Source organism: Pseudomonas sp. PVC-3-1 (assembly GCF_057444315.1).
Window position 1 is genome coordinate 6,098,538 of sequence record NZ_CM172023.1, and the last position, 15,682, is coordinate 6,114,219.

Below are 15,682 nucleotides of genomic sequence, written 5' to 3' on the forward strand. Positions count from 1 at the left end.
CCAATTTCACTATCAATGCAGGAAGCGCATGAGCGATCTCCGCCAGCTACGCCACTTCGTCGCCCTCGCCGAACACGGCCACTTCGCCCGTGCCGCCGATGCGGTGAATCTTAGTCAACCCGCTCTGTCGCGAAGCATCCAGACGCTGGAAGGCCAGTTGAGCTGCCAACTGGTGGACCGCAACCCGCGCGGCGTGACCCTCACGGCCCACGGCCGACTGGTGCTGGAACACGCCCGCCGCCTGCTGGCCGGTGACCGCGCGCTGAAGAATGCGGTGCTGCAACTGGCGGACCTGGAAACCGGCGAACTACGCCTGGGCGCCGGCCCCTTCCCCGGTGCGCGGCTGCTGCCACAGGTATTGGCGCGCTACAGCGGCGCGCACCCCAAAGTGTCGATCCTGCTCTCCATCGAGAACTGGGGCGAGCTGCAGCAACGCCTGCTGGACGACGAGTTGGAACTGTTCGTCGCCGATTACCGCGAACTGGAGGGTGACACTCGTCTCGATATCCTGCCGCTACGAGAGCATCGCGGCGTGCTGTTCTGCCGACCAGGGCACCCCTTGCTCGGAACCCCGCCGACGGTCGAGAGCGTACTCGACTACCCGTTGGCCGGCCCGCGCCTGCCGCGTGACGCCCACGAAGGCTTGGCGCGCACCTTCGGCCGCGAGCAGCCGCTGAGCGTGCAATGCGATGACGTACTGATGCTCAAGGAGCTGGTGAAAGGCAGTGACGTACTGTGCCTGGCGACCTGGGACGTGGTCGCCGCGGATGTGCGAGCCGGAAACCTCGCCACTCTGCCCTGGCCCAGCGGCGAAGTAGCTGGGCGCGGCTCCGCCTACGCCCTGGTGCGCCATGCCAGCCGCAGCCTCTCGCCTGCGGCCAGCCAGTTCGTCGAGTTGTTGCTGGAGGAGGATGCGGCGTTCAACACCGTGTCTTGAGCGCAATCAGCGGGCAGCAGGAAAGGCTCGGCGCAAATGCTTCCTCCTCACCCCGGCCCTCTCCCTCAGGGAGAAAGAGCCGCCCGTACCATCTGATGCCGAGGTTTCACCCTGCACCGAACGGTCTCTCTCCCGCTTGAGGAGCGGGGCGCGCCGCCAGGGTCGGGGTGAGGGGCTCTGGCTCGACCTTCACCGACGCCACCCGTGTTGTGGGCCGCCGTAGTAAACCGTTGGCGGTGCCGGCTGGTAGTAGCGAGGCCCATCCCGCCAACCGCCGTGACCGTGTCCCGGCGGCGGAAGAATCACGCAGCCAACCAGCGGTAGAAACAACAGTGCAGCAGCAAAGATACGACGCATGGCGCCTCCATCAAGCGAGCCGGCCGCCCCGCCGGGATGCGGGGAGTACATTCTTCCGGTCTCGCAAGATCAGACATGCATGTCAGAAGGCGGTGCCACAGGCGAAGGTAAAGCTTGGGTAAATCAGCCGTTTACAGTTTCCAAACGGCGAAGCTTGCGGCTCTGCAGGTGCAGCACGCCAAACAGCAGGACCTGCACCTTCTCGGTGACCGAACGCCGGCGCGCCAGCAACAGCACCTCGCCCACATGCACCACCAGCAGGATCGCGGAGAGCCACAGCAGCGGGCGATGCAGCTCGCCGAAGGGATAGATCAGGTTGAGCACGGCGGCGACCCAGAACATGGTCAGCGCACCCTTGGCAAAGCTCAGCAACTCGGACATGGCGATGGATTCCTCAAGGTGAAGGTCGCAGCAGTCTGCCGCCGGCCACGCCCGCCACGCTCCTGCCTTTCGACTGGCCCGCGCACCAGGAAGCGGCGCCACGCTTCATTTGAGGGCAGGCGCATGCCCTCGCGTGCACCGAAAAACATCCACCACTCCACCGCAGCCCTTCTGCCCCGGCACTTTCGCCAACTTGGCACGCTGCTCGCTTTGACTCGGCTGTGCAGGAACGATCCGAAGCACTCGGACAGCGGCACCACAATCTGACAATGGATGACTAGGGTTCCGGCTCGCGAGGCGAGTGACTGGTCCGAGAGTCATCGACCTCCAGCGAGGTTACACGGCGGGACAAAAGCCCGGGAGACGAGAGCGACACGTGCCGCCCGACTCCTGCCCGCCCGACAACCGACCTGGAGACTCTCCATGCGCAAGCCCCTCCTCTCTGCCCTATTCGCCGCCGGTCTCGCCGCCTTCTCTCTCTCGGCCTCCGCCGCGCCGAAGAACAGCTTCAACCTCTGCTGGACCATCTATGCCGGCTGGATGCCCTGGGAGTACGCGGCCAGCCACGGCATCGTCGACAAGTGGGCGAAGAAGTACGGCATAGAGATCAAGGTCACCCAGCTCAACGACTACATCGAGTCGATCAACCAGTACACCGCCGGCCAGTTCGATGGTTGCACCATGACCAACATGGACGCCCTGACCATCCCCGCCGCCGGTGGCGTCGACTCCACCGCGCTGATCGTCAGCGACTTCTCCAACGGCAACGACGGCATTGTCATCAAGGGCGAAGGCAAGACCCTGGCCGACCTCAAGGGCATGAACGTCAACCTGGTGGAGCTTTCCGTCTCCCACTACCTGCTCGCCCGCGCCCTGGAGAACGCCCGCCTGAGCGAGAAGGACGTGAATACGGTGAACACCTCCGACGCCGACATCGCCGCCGCCTTCAACACCGACGACGTACAGGCCGTTACCACCTGGAACCCGATGCTCGCCGAGGCCCGCGCCAAACCGGGCACCACCGAAGTGTTCAACTCCAGCCAGGTCCCCGGCGAAATCATGGACATGATGGTGGTCAACAGCGCGGTGCTCAAAGACAACCCGGCGCTGGGCAAAGCCCTGACCGGCGCCTGGTTCGAGACCGTCGCGCTGATGCAGGGCGACAGCGCCGAAACCCGCGCCGCGCTGGAACACATGGCCAAAGCCTCGGGCACCGACCTCGCCGGTTACCAGAGCCAGCTCGCCACCACCAAGCTGTTTGCCACGCCGAAGGAAGCACTGGCCTTCGCTACCAGCCCGAAACTGCCGGCGACCATGGACAAGGTCGCGGCCTTCTCCTTCGCCCACGGCCTGCTCGGCGAAGGCGCCAAGAGCGCCGACGCGGTGGGCATGAGCTTCGCCGGTGGGCTGTCCACCGGGGATGCGAAGAACCTCAAGCTGCGCTTCGACCCGACGTACGTGCAGATGGCGGCGGACGGCAAGCTCTGACGCTCTTCGTAGGAGCGAGCTTGCTCGCGAACGGCGTTTCGCTTGGCGCTAAGGCGCCGTGCGGTTCGCGAGCAAGCTCGCTCCTACAGGTTATCGACCAACAGGTACGAAGCATGCGCCTGATCAACCGAACCCCCGACCGCAGCGGCCGCCTGTTCCTGGTACTGCTGCCCTTCGCCCTGCTGCTGTTCGCCTACTTCACCGGGTCGGCGTCACGGCTGGCGGAGAACCCCAACGACAAGCTGCTGCCCAGCGCCGCGCAGATGGCCGACGCAGTCAAACGCCTGGCCTTCAACGAGGACAAACGCACCGGCGAAGTGCTGTTCTGGAAGGACACCGGCGCCAGCCTGCAACGCCTCGGCCTGGGCCTGGGTATTGCCGCCCTGCTCGGCCTGGTGCTGGGCATCGCCGCCGGCAGCGTGCCGCTGTTCGGCGCGCCGCTTTCGCCGCTGCTCACTGTGCTGTCGATGATCCCGCCACTGGCAATCCTGCCGGTGTTGTTCATCGTCTTCGGCCTCGGCGAGCTGTCCAAGGTGGTGCTGATCGTCATCGGCGTCGCCCCCTGCATCGCCCGCGACATCGAACAGCGCGCCCGGGAAATCCCCCGCGAGCTGCTGATCAAGGCGCAGACCCTGGGCGCCAACACCTGGACGCTGATCCTGCGCGTGGTGCTGCCGCAACTGATGCCGCGCCTGCTGATTTCCCTGCGCCTGATGCTTGGCTCGGCCTGGCTGTTCCTCATCGCCGCCGAGGCGATCGCCTCCACCGACGGCCTGGGCTACCGCATCTTTCTCGTACGCCGCTACCTGGCCATGGACGTGATCCTGCCCTACGTGGTGTGGATCACCGCGTTGGCCTGGCTGATGGATTGGGGTCTGCGCGCCCTCACCCGCCGCGCCTTCCCCTGGTACGAAGGAGGCAAGGCATGAGCTTCATTCAAGTCCGCAACGTCTGGCAGGAGTACGACGGCAACGTGGTGCTCGAACGCCTGAATCTCGAGGTGAAGGAAGGCGAATTCTGCACCCTGGTCGGCGCCTCCGGCTGTGGCAAGTCCACCTTCCTGCGCCTGCTGCTCGGCCAGGAGCGCCCCAGCCGTGGCGAGCTGCTGCTCGAAGGCCAGCCGCTGCCGGGCGAGCCCGACCCGAGCCGGGGCGTGGTGTTCCAGCGCTACTCGGTGTTTCCACACCTGTCGGTGCTGGACAACGTCGCCCTCGGCCTGGAACTGCCGCGCTCGCCGCTGCTCGGCCGGCTGCTGGGCAGCGCCAAGCGCGAAGCCCGCGAACAGGCCGCCGCCCTGCTCGAACGAGTCGGCCTCGGCCATGCGCTCAAGCAGTATCCCAGCGCCCTCTCCGGCGGCATGCAGCAGCGCCTGGCCATCGCCCAGGCGTTGGTGATGAAGCCGCGCGTGCTGTTGCTCGACGAGCCCTTCGGTGCGCTCGACCCCGGCATCCGCAAGGACATGCACGCCCTGCTGCTGGAGCTGTGGCAGGAAACCCGCCTCACCGTGTTCATGGTCACCCACGACCTCGCCGAGGGCTTCAGCCTGGGCACTCGCCTGCTGGTTTTCGACAAGGTCCGCCACGACCCGCAGGCGCCCACCGCCTACGGCGCCCGCATCACCTACGACATCCCGCTCAACGCCGACCGCAAGGCCGCCCGCGCCGCCCTGCCCGAACCGCTCGCCGCGCGCCTGGAAACGGCCGCCGCTGCGCTGATCACGCCGGCCTACTAAGGAGCCCACCATGAATGACCTGCGTACCACCCTCTACGAAGAAACCGTCCCCGGCGGCGGCCACACCTCCTTCGTCCTCAAGCGCGGCCAAGTGCTGCGCCTGACCGACCTGGAAGGCGGCGGCAACGTCAGCCTCCTGCTGTTCAACGCCGCCGAGAAGAGCGAGCGGCTGAACCTGCCCGACAGCCTCAAGTGCCAGCACACCGCCAAGCTGACCGCTGGCCATTGCCTGTACTCGGACATGGGCCGCGTGCTGGCCGCCATCACCGCCGACAGTTGCGGCTGGCACGACAGCTTCGGCGGCGTGCTGAACGCCGCCGAGGTGCAGGAGAAGTACGGCGACGGCCGCTACCAGGAACTGCGCAACGGTTTCCACCGCAACGGCGTGGACAACCTGCTGGTGGAAATGGGCAAGTGGGACATGCGCCTGCAGGACCTGCTGATGTGCCTGAGCCTGTTCAGCCGCGTGGCCGTCGATGCCGACGGCTGCTTCCGCTTCAGCCCCGATAACTCCAGGGCAGGCGACTACGTGGAGCTTTACGCGCCAATGGACACCCTCGTCGTCCTCACCGCCCTGCAACATCCGCTGGACCCAAACCCGCAGTACGCCCCCAAACCCATCGGCCTGACCTGGCAGCAGGTCGCGTCCGACGGCATCAGCGTGCTCTGCCGTACGTCCCGCGCGGAGAACGGCCGCGGCTTCCACAACACCGAACGCCAGTACCTGTAAGGAGCGCGAGCATGCCCATCGTCCCCAGCGACAAACACCCCGAAGCCTGCGTCTCGCGCACCCTGATCGCGGCTGGCGAACCCAGCCTCACCGAACTCAAGGCCGGACAGACCCTGCGCATCCTCGACCTGGAAGGCAACCAGGCGGTAGACACGCTGTTCTTCAGCGCCGCCAACCCGCGCGAGCGCTACGACGTGCAACGCACCCTGCGCAAACAGGGGCAGGTCTACCTCAGCGCCGGCAGCGTGCTCTGGTCCAACCTCGGCAACCCGATGCTGACCATCACCGCCGACACCTGTGGCCGCCACGACACCCTCGGCGGCGCCTGCGCCCAGGAAAGCAACACCGTGCGCTACGCCCTGGACAAGCGCTACATGCACAGCTGCCGCGACAACTTCCTGCGCGCCAGCCTGCACGACGGCCGCCTGAGCAAGGCCGACATCAGCCACAACATCAACTTCTTCATGAACGTGCCGGTCACCGCCGAAGGCGGCCTGACCTTCGAGGACGGCATCTCCGGCGCCGGCAAGTACGTCGAACTGATCGCGCACATGGACGTCATCGTCCTGATCTCCAACTGCCCGCAGCTCAACAACCCCTGCAACGGCTGGAACCCGACGCCGGCGGAGCTGCTGGTATGGGACTGACCGCGCGTCTGCGCCGCTGGTTGTTCCTGCTCGCCCAGAGCCGCAGCGCCCAATGCAGCCCGACGCTGAGAACCTGTAGGAGCGAGGGGGACGCCATCGTTATTGCTCGCGAACGAACTCCGCCCCCGCGCCGGAGTTAAGCGGGGTTCGCGAGCAAGGGCTAGGCGCCCCCCTCGATCCTACGAAAAGCGCTTCAGCGCCATGGACGACCGTGGTGCACACCGAATCATGGCGGGACGGCCCGCCACCCCATGGGGACGCCCTCATGTTCGACAAGCTCCTGATCGCCAACCGCGGTGCTATCGCCTGCCGCATCCTGCGCACCCTGCGCGAGCTGCAACTGGACGGCGTGGCCGTGTACTCCGACGCCGACATGGCCAGCCTGCACATCCAGCAGGCAACGCAGGCCATCAGCCTCGGCGAGGGGCCCGCGTCCACTACCTACCTGGTAGTGGAAAAGATTCTCCAGGCCGCCCACGACAGCGGCGCCCAGGCTATCCACCCCGGCTACGGCTTCCTTTCCGAGAATGCCGCCTTCGCCGAAGCCTGCGAAGCCGCCGGCATCGCCTTCGTCGGCCCGACGCCGGAGCAACTGCGGGTATTCGGCCTCAAGCACACGGCCCGCGCCCTGGCCCGCGAACAGGGCGTGCCGATGCTCGAAGGCACCGACCTGCTGCCCGACCTCGAAGCCGCGTTGCTCGCCGGTGAAGAGGTCGGTTACCCGGTGATGCTGAAAAGCACCGCCGGCGGCGGCGGCATCGGCATGCGCGTGTGTCGCTCGGCAGACGAACTGCGCGACGCCTTCGACGCGGTGAAACGCCTGGGGCAGAACAACTTCAGCGACTCGGGCGTATTCATCGAGAAGTACATCGAGCGCGCCCGCCACCTGGAAGTACAGGTGTTCGGCGACGGCCAGGGCGAGGTGATCGCCCTTGGCGTGCGCGACTGCTCGGTACAACGACGCAACCAGAAGGTGCTGGAAGAAACCCCGGCGCCCAACCTGCCCGCCGGCATGGCCGAGGCCCTGTGCGCGGCGGCGATCCAGCTGGCGAAAGCCGTCAGCTATCGCAGCGCCGGCACCGTGGAATTCGTCTACGACAGCCAGGCGCAGCGCTTCTACTTCCTCGAAGTGAACACCCGCCTGCAAGTGGAGCACGGCGTCACCGAACAGGTCTGGGGCGTCGACCTGGTGCGCTGGATGATCGAACTGGCCGCCGGTGACCTGCCGCCCCTGGCCGAGTTGGCCGCCGCGCTGAAGCCCAGCGGCCATGCGATCCAGGCACGCCTTTACGCAGAAGACCCCGGCCGCGACTTCCAGCCCTGCCCCGGCCTGCTCACCGCCGTGCAGTTCCCGGCGGCCGACGGCAAGGCCCTGCGCATCGACACCTGGGTCGAGGCCGGCTGCGAGATTCCGCCCTACTTCGACCCGATGATCGCCAAGCTCATCGCCTGGGCGCCGACCCGCGAGCAGGCCAGCGCCGGACTCGACCGCGCCCTCGAAGGCAGCCAGCTCTATGGCGTGGAATGCAACCGCGACTACCTGCGGCAGATCATCAAAGACGCGCCCTTCGCCAGCGGCTCGCCCTGGACGCGCTGCCTGGAAGGCCTGCGCTACCGCGCGCAGACCTTCGAAGTACTCAGCGCCGGCACCCAGACCAGCGTGCAGGACTACCCCGGCCGCCTCGGCTACTGGGCCGTGGGCGTGCCGCCGTCCGGGCCGATGGACGATCGCGCGCTGCGCCTGGGCAATGTCCTTCTTGGCAATGCCGAAGGCGCTGCCGCGCTGGAAATCACCATGAGCGGCCCGACCCTGCGCTTCAACACTGACGCGGTCGTGGCCGTCACCGGCGCGGCGCTGCCGATCAGCCTGGACGGCGTCGAACAGCCGATGGATACCGCACTGCTCATCGCCGCCGGCTCTACGCTCAGCCTAGGCACCGTCGGCGGCGCCGGCGCCCGCAGCTACCTGTGCCTGCGCGGCGGCCTGCAGGTGCCGGATTATCTGGGCAGCAAGAGCACCTTCACCCTCGGCCAGTTCGGCGGCCACGGTGGCCGCGCCCTGCGCGCCGGTGATGTGCTGCACCTCGACACGCTGGAAGACGCGAGCCACGGCGACAGTCTGCCAGTGGCACTGCGCACCGACCTCCCGGCCGTGCGCAGCATCCGCGTGATCTACGGCCCCCACGGTGCGCCGGAATACTTCACCGCGGCCTACATCGAGACCTTCTTCGCCACCAACTGGGAAGTGCACTTCAACTCCAGCCGCACCGGCGTGCGCCTGATCGGCCCGAAGCCGGAATGGGTGCGCGAGAGCGGCGGCGAAGCCGGCCTGCACCCGTCGAACATCCACGACAATCCGTACGCCATCGGCGCGGTGGACTTCACCGGCGACATGCCGGTGATCCTCGGCCCGGACGGTCCGAGCCTGGGCGGCTTCGTCTGCCCGGTGACGGTGATCGAGGCCGACCTCTGGCAGCTTGGCCAGCTCAAGGCGGGAGACAAGGTGCGGTTCGTGCCCGTCGATATCTCCACCGCCCGCTCGCTGAGCCGCTCCCAAACCGCCGAATACCGGACTCCCTGTAGGAGCGAGCTTGCTCGCGAACGCATTCTGCCGGAGGTCCAGGAGCTGGGCGGGTTCGCGAGCAAGCTCGCTCCTACAGGAGAGTCCAGCTCCGGCAGCGCCGTTTTCCCCTCACCCCAACCCTCTCCCGGAGGGAGAGGGGGCAGTGCGGAGCTACCGGCGATTGCAGTGCTATCCGGCCAAGCGGACAGCCCCCTCTCCCGCGTGCAGGAGAAGGCGGGGAGTGAGGGTAGCCCGAGCACCGCGCTCACCTCCCCCATCGTCCTCGACCTCGGCCAGGACGACACACGCCTGGTCGCGCGCCTCGCCGGCGACACTCACCTGCTGCTGGAAATCGGCCAGCCCGAGCTGGACCTGGTCCTGCGCTTCCGCGCCCACGCGCTGATGCAGGCGCTGGAAGCCGAAGACCTCGACGGCGTAATCGACCTCACCCCCGGCATCCGCTCGCTGCAGGTGCACTACCAGCCGGAAACCCTCTCACTGGAAACCTTGCTGGAAACCGTCGCCGGCCTGTGGGACGCCGTCTGCGCCGCGCAGGACCTCAAGGTACCGTCGCGCATCGTGCACCTGCCGCTGTCCTGGGACGATCCGGCCTGCCAGCTGGCCATCGAGAAATACATGACCACCGTGCGCAAGGACGCGCCCTGGTGCCCGAGCAACCTGGAGTTCATCCGCCGCATCAACGAACTGCCGGACCTCGAGGCGGTGTATCGCACCGTGTTCGAGGCCAGCTACCTGGTGATGGGCCTGGGCGACGTCTACCTCGGCGCGCCGGTGGCCACACCACTGGACCCACGCCACCGCCTGGTGACCACCAAGTACAACCCCGCGCGCACCTGGACGGCGGAGAACTCCGTCGGCATCGGCGGCGCCTACCTGTGCGTCTACGGCATGGAAGGCCCCGGCGGCTACCAGTTCGTCGGCCGCACCCTGCAGATGTGGAACCGCTACCGCGAGGTCGCGGCGTTCGACGGCAAGCCCTGGCTGCTGCGCTTCTTCGACCAGATCCGCTTCTACCCGGTGTCGGCGGACGAACTGCTGCGCATCCGCCGCGACTTCCCGCTGGGCCGCTATCCGTTGCGCATCGAAGAAAGCGAGCTGCGCCTGGCGGACTACCAGCAGTTCCTCGCCGAGGAAGCCGCGAGCATTGCCGAATTCCGCAGCCACCAGCGTGCCGCCTTCGATGCTGAGCGCGAGCGCTGGATCGCCTCGGGCCAGGCACATTTCGAAAGCGAAGAGGCCGCCATCGACAGCGGCGAGGACGCCCCGCTCGGCGCCGGCCAGCACGCCGTCGAAAGCCACATCGCCGGCAACCTCTGGCAGGTGCAGGTGGAAGCCGGCGCCAGCGTGAAGGCGGGCGACATCCTGGTGATCCTCGAGTCCATGAAGATGGAAATTCCTCTCACCGCCCCGCGCGACGGCGTGGTGCGCGAAGTCCGCGTGCAGCCCGGCTCACCAGTGCGCGCCGGGCAGCGGGTGGTGGTGATGGAGGAGGCGTGAGCTGACACCGCAGATGTTGCGAAGCCCCCTCTCCCTAACCCTCTCCCTAAAGGGAGAGGGGACAATTCGGAGCGGGGTTGAAGCATTGATTCATCCTGGGACCACGGCCTGTCCGTGGTTCGAACCCGACACCGCGCCGGAGCGCTCTTCCCCCTCTCCCTTCAGGGAGAGGGCCGGGGAGAGGGCTGCCGGCCCCGCACAGGAACCCCAACCATGCCCATCACCTTCGACCTCCGCCTCGCCGCCCTGCGTGCCGCCTACCGCGAAGGCCGCGCCACGCCGCGCCAACTGATCGCCGGACTGCGCAACAAGGCCGCCGCACTGAACCCGGACTACCACCTGTTCATCCACTTGCTCAGCCTGGAAGAACTGGAACCCTACCTGGCCGCCCTGGACGACAAGTCGCCGGACAGCCTGCCTCTCTACGGCATCCCCTTCGCCATCAAGGACAACATCGACCTCGCCGGCGTCCCCACCACCGCCGCCTGCCCGGCCTTCGCCTACACGCCGAAAACCTCTGCGACGCTGGTGCAACAGCTGATCGACCTGGGCGCCATTCCGCTGGGCAAGACCAATCTCGACCAGTTCGCCACCGGCCTCAACGGCACCCGTTCGCCCTACGGCGAATGCCGCAACAGCGTACTGCCGGAGTACCCGTCCGGCGGCTCCAGCGCTGGCTCTTCGCTGGCGGTGGCTCTGGGGGTGGCGAGCTTCGCCCTGGGTACCGACACCGCCGGATCCGGCCGCGTGCCAGCGGCGCTCAACGGTCTGCTCGGTCTCAAGCCGAGCAAGGGCCTGCTGTCCAACCACGGCCTGGTGCCGGCCTGCCGCACGCTGGACTGCATCACCTACTTCACCGCCAGTGCCGCCGAGGCCAGCGAGCTTCTGGCTCTGACTGCCAAGCTCGATCCGCAGGACGGCTACAGCCGCGCCAACCCGGCGTGGAACGACGTCAGCGCCTTCGGTGCGCCCAAGCCATTTCGCTTCGGTGTTCCCCGCGCCGATCAATTGGAATTTTTCGGCTGCCACGAAGGCCCGGTGCTGTTCACCGACGCCCTCGACCAGCTCAAGGCGCTGGGCGGCGAGGCTCGGGAGATCGACTTCGCCCCCTTCCTCGAAGCCGCGCGCCTGCTCTATGAGGGGCCGTGGGTCGCCGAGCGCTACAGCGTGGCCGGCGAGCTGATCGAGCGCGACCCGCAGGCCGTGCTGCCAGTGATCCGCGACGTGCTGGCGAAAGCCCCCGGCGCCACCGCCGTGCAGGCGTTCCGCGCACAGTACCGGCTGCAGGAACTCAAGACGCAGTGCGATGCAATCCTCGCCGACCTCGACTGCGTGCTCACCCCGACCATCGGCCGCCCGGTGACGCTGGAGGAGTTGCACGCCGAACCGGTGAAACGCAACTCCGACCTGGGCTACTACACCAACTTCATGAACCTGCTGGACTACGCCGCCGTGGCGGTACCCAGCGCAATCATGGACAACGGCCTGCCCTGGGGCGTGACGCTGTTCGGCCGCGCCTTCACTGACCAATACCTGCTTGGCGTGGCTGACGCCCTGCAGCGCCAGCACAACCTGCCACTCATCGGCGGCAACGCCATCGCCCCGGCGTCCTCCGCCAACGCCGCGCGCAACGACCGTGCGCGCCTGGTGGTATGTGGCGCGCACCTCGACGGCCTGGCACTGAACTGGCAGCTGCGCCAGCGCGGCGCCCGCCTGCTGCGCACCACCCGGAGCGCACCGGCCTACAAGCTCTATGCCCTCGCCGGCGGCCCGCCGCTGCGCCCCGGCATGCTGCGCGTGGCCGACGATGGCGTGGCTATCGAGGTGGAAGTCTGGGAACTTCCCAGTGCCGAACTGGGCTCCTTCCTCACCGGCATTCCTGCACCGCTGGGGCTGGGCAAGGTGCAACTGGAGGACGGCAGCTGGGAAACCGGCTTCATCTGCGATGCCTGGGGCCTGGACGGCGCCGAGGACATCAGCCATTTCGGCGGTTGGCGGGCGTGGCTGCACAGCCACAGCTGAGCGGCTTTTCGTAGGAGCGAGCTTGCTCGCGAACAGTCTCCGCCACCGAGGTTTGTTCGCGAGCGAGCTCGCTCCTACAGGTCCGCGGCATCGTGGATGTGTGGGCGTAGAGGGTGGGCACCGCGCAGGAGCGGACTCCGTCCGCGATAGCCCGACCACGCGCAAATGGTTATCGGCAAACCCATGGAACCCCGCCGCGCCACCAGCTAGAGTCCCAGCATCACCCGCCGCAAGGACCGGCCATGCCCGACCTCAGCCACCAGCAGGCGCAGCACCGCGTCAACGATATCCTGGCGTTCGACCGCGAGCTGCGCCGCCTGCATGACGAAGGCGCGCTCGTCCTCGATACCACCCAGCGCGACCGCCTGCACGACCACCAGCAACGCCTGCTCGCCGATTACCGCGCGCGCTTCGACATCGACCGCGACAGCCAGGACCATCGCCTCTCGCTGGGCATGCGCATCGCCTCGTTCCTCGGCGCGCTGGCGCTGGCCGCGAGCCTGTTCTTCCTCTTCTACCAGTTCTGGGGCCTGTTCAGCGAAGGCGTACAGGTCGTCATCCTCATCAGCGCCTCGCTCATCAGCCTGTTGCTGACCCTGATCCTGCAGCGGCGCGACGCCTCCGGCTACTTCGCCAAACTCGGTGCCATGCTGGCCTTCGCCTGCTTCGTATTGAACGTCGTGATGGTTGGGCAGATCTTCAACATCACGCCGTCGGACAAGGCCCTGCTACCCTGGGCCGCCTACGCCCTGGTGCTCGCCTACACCTGCAACACGCGCCTGCTGCTGGCCGCCGCGCTGATCTGCGTGATGGGCTACGTCGCCGCACGGGTCGGCACCTGGAGTGGCGTCTACTGGCTGGATGTGGGCGAGCGCCCGGAGAACTTCTTCCCCGCCGCCCTGCTGATCTTCTTCGTTCCCTCGCTCATCGCGCAGAACCGCTTCGACGGCTTCGCCGCGATTTACCGGGTGCTTGGCCTGCTCGGGGTGTTTCTGCCGATGCTGGTGCTGGCCAACTGGGGCAGCGGCAGCTACCTGCCCCTGGGCTTCGCCACGGTGGAGAGCCTCTATCAGGTACTCGGCTTTATCGTCTCGGCGCTGGTCATCTGGCTTGGCGCGCGCCGCGAGTGGCCGGAAGTGGTGAATACCGGCCTGACCTTCTTCGTGATCTTCCTCTACACCAAGTTCTTCGACTGGTGGTGGGAGATGATGCCCAAGTACCTGTTCTTTCTCGTCCTGGGTCTGTGCGCGGTGCTGATCCTGCTGGTGCTGCGACGCCTGCGCCGGGCCCACGGCCTGCTGGGAGCTCGCCCATGAACTGGACACGCACCCATGCCCTGGCCGGCGGTGTCGGCCTGATCCTGCTGGTCAACGCGGTGGCCCTGGGCGGCGTCGCCTGGAACCGCTCCGGCGAGCCGGACAGCGTGCTGCCGCTCAGCCAGCGCGAGCTGCTGCGCAATAGCGACTGGTACAAGGAAAACAGCGGCCTGAGCCTGCGCCTGCGCTGGCGCACGCCCAGCCGGGACGAAGAGGCGCGGCAATACAGCCGTGGCTGGCAGCCCGCCCTCGATGGCCAGAAGATGGCCGAACTCGGCTTCGCCATGCCCGAACAGGTGGATGACAACAGCGCCCGACGCTTCGGCCGCCAGCAATCGCGCGATGCCCTGCTGGTGCTGGAGCTCAACGGGCCGCTGTACGAGCGCGAAGTGCAGCTGACCCGCAAGCGCCTCGATGAGGCGCGCCAGGCCGCCGATGCCGCGCCGCAGAATGCCCGGCTGGCGGACGAGCGCGACTTCATCCGCCGCGAGCTGGACAGCGAGGAGAAGACCGACACGCGCCTGCTGCTCAAGGACGTCGGCCTGGACCTGCAAACGCTGCGCGCACGCTATCCCGATCGGCAGCGCTACCTCATCGTCCACGGCCAGGTACGCCCCGTCTCCAACTACTACCAGCACATCTGGACACTCGGCGGCACCGCCACTGCCATCGGCACCGACAGCCTCAACGTGCCCTACCAGTGGCGCGAGCGCCTGGACCAGATCACCGCGCAGCCTCACCGGGCAGCAGACGGGCGCGCCCAGCCCTTCGTCGCCGAAGTCGCCTTCGGCCAGCGCCTGGAACCCTGGATCAAGAGCATCGACATGCCCTGACCGGCCCCCGCCGCGCCGATCCGAATCCGCTTGCGCGATGCCGGTCGGCGCTGCACCCTGTGCGCCCGCCTCACGGCCATTTCCCGCCCTGACCGGCCATGAACGACACCATTCCCGATCCCAGCCGCTGCCCGCTCTGCGGCCAATCCAATCGTTGCACCCAGGCCGACCCGGCGCTGCAGGGCCAGAGCTGCTGGTGCTTCGGCACGCGCATTGACCGCAACATCCTGGAGCGCATTCCAACCGAACTGGTCGACCGCGCCTGCCTGTGCCCCCGCTGCGCCGCCGGGCTTTCGCCGCAGAGCCAGGACGACGAGAACGCCTGATGCGCCTGGATCGCTTCATCGCCAACCTGCCCCACCTGAACCGTCAGCAAGCCCGCCAGTTGCTCGCCGAAGGCCGCCTGCGCGTGGATGGCAACGTAGTGCGCGATGGTCGTCACGAGGTGCGTGAGTTCTCCCGGGTGGAGTTGAACGAAGACCTGCTGCAGGCCGGCAAGCCGGCGCGCTACTTCATGCTGCACAAGCCCGCCGGCTGCGTCAGCGCCACCCGCGACGCCGAGCACCGCACGGTGCTCGACCTGCTGGACGAGCCGGACAAGCATGAGCTGCACATCGGCGGCCGCCTGGACTACAACACCACCGGCCTGCTGCTGATCACCAACGACGGCCAGTGGTCGCGGCGCATGACGCTGCCGGGGCGCAAGCTGCCCAAGGTCTACTACGTGGAGACCGAAGACCCGATCGACGAGCGCTACGTCGCGACCTTCGAGCAGGGCCTGTACTTCGCCTTCGAAGACCTCACCACCCTGCCCGCCCAACTGGAAATCCTCGACACCCGCGCTGCCCGGTTGACCCTGCACGAGGGCCGCTACCACCAGGTCAAACGGATGTTCGGCCACTTCCAGAACAAGGTCACCCGCCTGCACCGCGAGAGCATGGGCAGCCTCCAGCTCGATCCGGCGCTGCAACCGGGTGAATACCGCGCGCTGACCCCACAGGAAATTGCCGAGCTCGGCTGATCTGCACCGTGTAGGAGCGAGCTTGCTCGCGAACAATCTTGCCGGCGAGCACGGCGTCCGGGCAGTTCGCGAGCAAGCTCGCTCCTACATACCGTGCTCCGTTCAACGTTCCGAAAAGCCTTACGCAAACCGTTCAG

At 67.3% G+C, this 15,682-nt stretch carries 13 protein-coding genes and 1 riboswitch; of the genes, 12 read left to right on the forward strand and 1 reads right to left on the reverse strand.

The window, feature by feature from the left end:
• Positions 1–28 precede the first annotated feature (28 nt).
• Complete coding sequence (locus AC2T4A_RS28115; RefSeq protein WP_416747418.1) at positions 29–937, forward strand: LysR family transcriptional regulator; 909 nt, start codon at positions 29–31, stop codon at positions 935–937.
• 480 nt (positions 938–1,417) lie between these two features.
• Here the strand turns inward: AC2T4A_RS28115 and AC2T4A_RS28120 are convergent, their stop codons facing one another.
• Positions 1,418–1,675 carry a DUF1145 domain-containing protein gene (locus AC2T4A_RS28120; protein WP_045209740.1) on the reverse strand — a complete coding sequence of 86 codons (258 nt, stop codon included), beginning with the start codon at positions 1,673–1,675 and terminating at the stop codon, positions 1,418–1,420.
• Positions 1,676–1,941: 266 nt separating this feature from the next.
• A riboswitch (guanidine-I (ykkC/yxkD leader) is annotated at positions 1,942–2,040 on the forward strand.
• A gap of 58 nt (positions 2,041–2,098) precedes the next feature.
• Here AC2T4A_RS28120 and AC2T4A_RS28125 point away from each other — a divergent pair.
• The 11 genes from AC2T4A_RS28125 to AC2T4A_RS28175 all read left to right on the forward strand — a co-directional run bounded on the left by AC2T4A_RS28125 (position 2,099) and on the right by AC2T4A_RS28175 (position 15,545).
• The gene (locus AC2T4A_RS28125; RefSeq protein ID WP_416747416.1) at positions 2,099–3,163 is read left to right on the forward strand and encodes a putative urea ABC transporter substrate-binding protein; all 1,065 of its coding nucleotides are present in this window, start codon (positions 2,099–2,101) and stop codon (positions 3,161–3,163) included.
• Positions 3,164–3,276: 113 nt separating this feature from the next.
• Positions 3,277–4,092: an ABC transporter permease gene (locus AC2T4A_RS28130; protein WP_486742322.1), complete on the forward strand. Its 816-nt coding sequence runs from the start codon at positions 3,277–3,279 to the stop codon at positions 4,090–4,092.
• Entirely contained in the window at positions 4,089–4,895 is an 807-nt protein-coding gene (locus AC2T4A_RS28135; RefSeq protein ID WP_486742323.1) for an ABC transporter ATP-binding protein, read from the forward strand. The genes AC2T4A_RS28130 and AC2T4A_RS28135 overlap by 4 nt, the downstream gene beginning before the upstream one ends.
• Before the next feature lie 10 nt (positions 4,896–4,905).
• Positions 4,906–5,625 carry an urea amidolyase associated protein UAAP1 gene (locus AC2T4A_RS28140; RefSeq protein WP_478377205.1) on the forward strand — a complete coding sequence of 240 codons (720 nt, stop codon included), beginning with the start codon at positions 4,906–4,908 and terminating at the stop codon, positions 5,623–5,625.
• Positions 5,626–5,636: 11 nt separating this feature from the next.
• Complete coding sequence (locus tag AC2T4A_RS28145; RefSeq protein WP_416747408.1) at positions 5,637–6,272, forward strand: urea amidolyase associated protein UAAP2; 636 nt, start codon at positions 5,637–5,639, stop codon at positions 6,270–6,272.
• Positions 6,273–6,537: 265 nt separating this feature from the next.
• On the forward strand, positions 6,538–10,353 hold the full coding sequence (locus AC2T4A_RS28150; protein WP_486742324.1) for a 5-oxoprolinase/urea amidolyase family protein: 3,816 nt from the start codon (positions 6,538–6,540) through the stop codon (positions 10,351–10,353).
• A gap of 213 nt (positions 10,354–10,566) precedes the next feature.
• Complete coding sequence (atzF, locus tag AC2T4A_RS28155; protein WP_486742325.1) at positions 10,567–12,375, forward strand: allophanate hydrolase; 1,809 nt, start codon at positions 10,567–10,569, stop codon at positions 12,373–12,375.
• Positions 12,376–12,617: 242 nt separating this feature from the next.
• Complete coding sequence (locus tag AC2T4A_RS28160; RefSeq protein WP_416747402.1) at positions 12,618–13,691, forward strand: DUF2157 domain-containing protein; 1,074 nt, start codon at positions 12,618–12,620, stop codon at positions 13,689–13,691.
• Positions 13,688–14,524 (forward strand): DUF4824 family protein, encoded by an 837-nt coding sequence (locus AC2T4A_RS28165; RefSeq protein WP_486742326.1) that lies wholly within the window; start codon positions 13,688–13,690, stop codon positions 14,522–14,524. Before AC2T4A_RS28160 ends, AC2T4A_RS28165 begins: the two co-directional genes overlap by 4 nt.
• Before the next feature lie 98 nt (positions 14,525–14,622).
• On the forward strand, positions 14,623–14,850 hold the full coding sequence (locus tag AC2T4A_RS28170) for a cysteine-rich CWC family protein (RefSeq protein ID WP_486742327.1): 228 nt from the start codon (positions 14,623–14,625) through the stop codon (positions 14,848–14,850).
• A complete protein-coding gene (locus tag AC2T4A_RS28175) occupies positions 14,850–15,545 on the forward strand; it encodes a pseudouridine synthase (protein ID WP_486742328.1) in 696 nt (231 codons plus the stop codon). Before AC2T4A_RS28170 ends, AC2T4A_RS28175 begins: the two co-directional genes overlap by 1 nt.
• Positions 15,546–15,682: the final 137 nt, after the last annotated feature.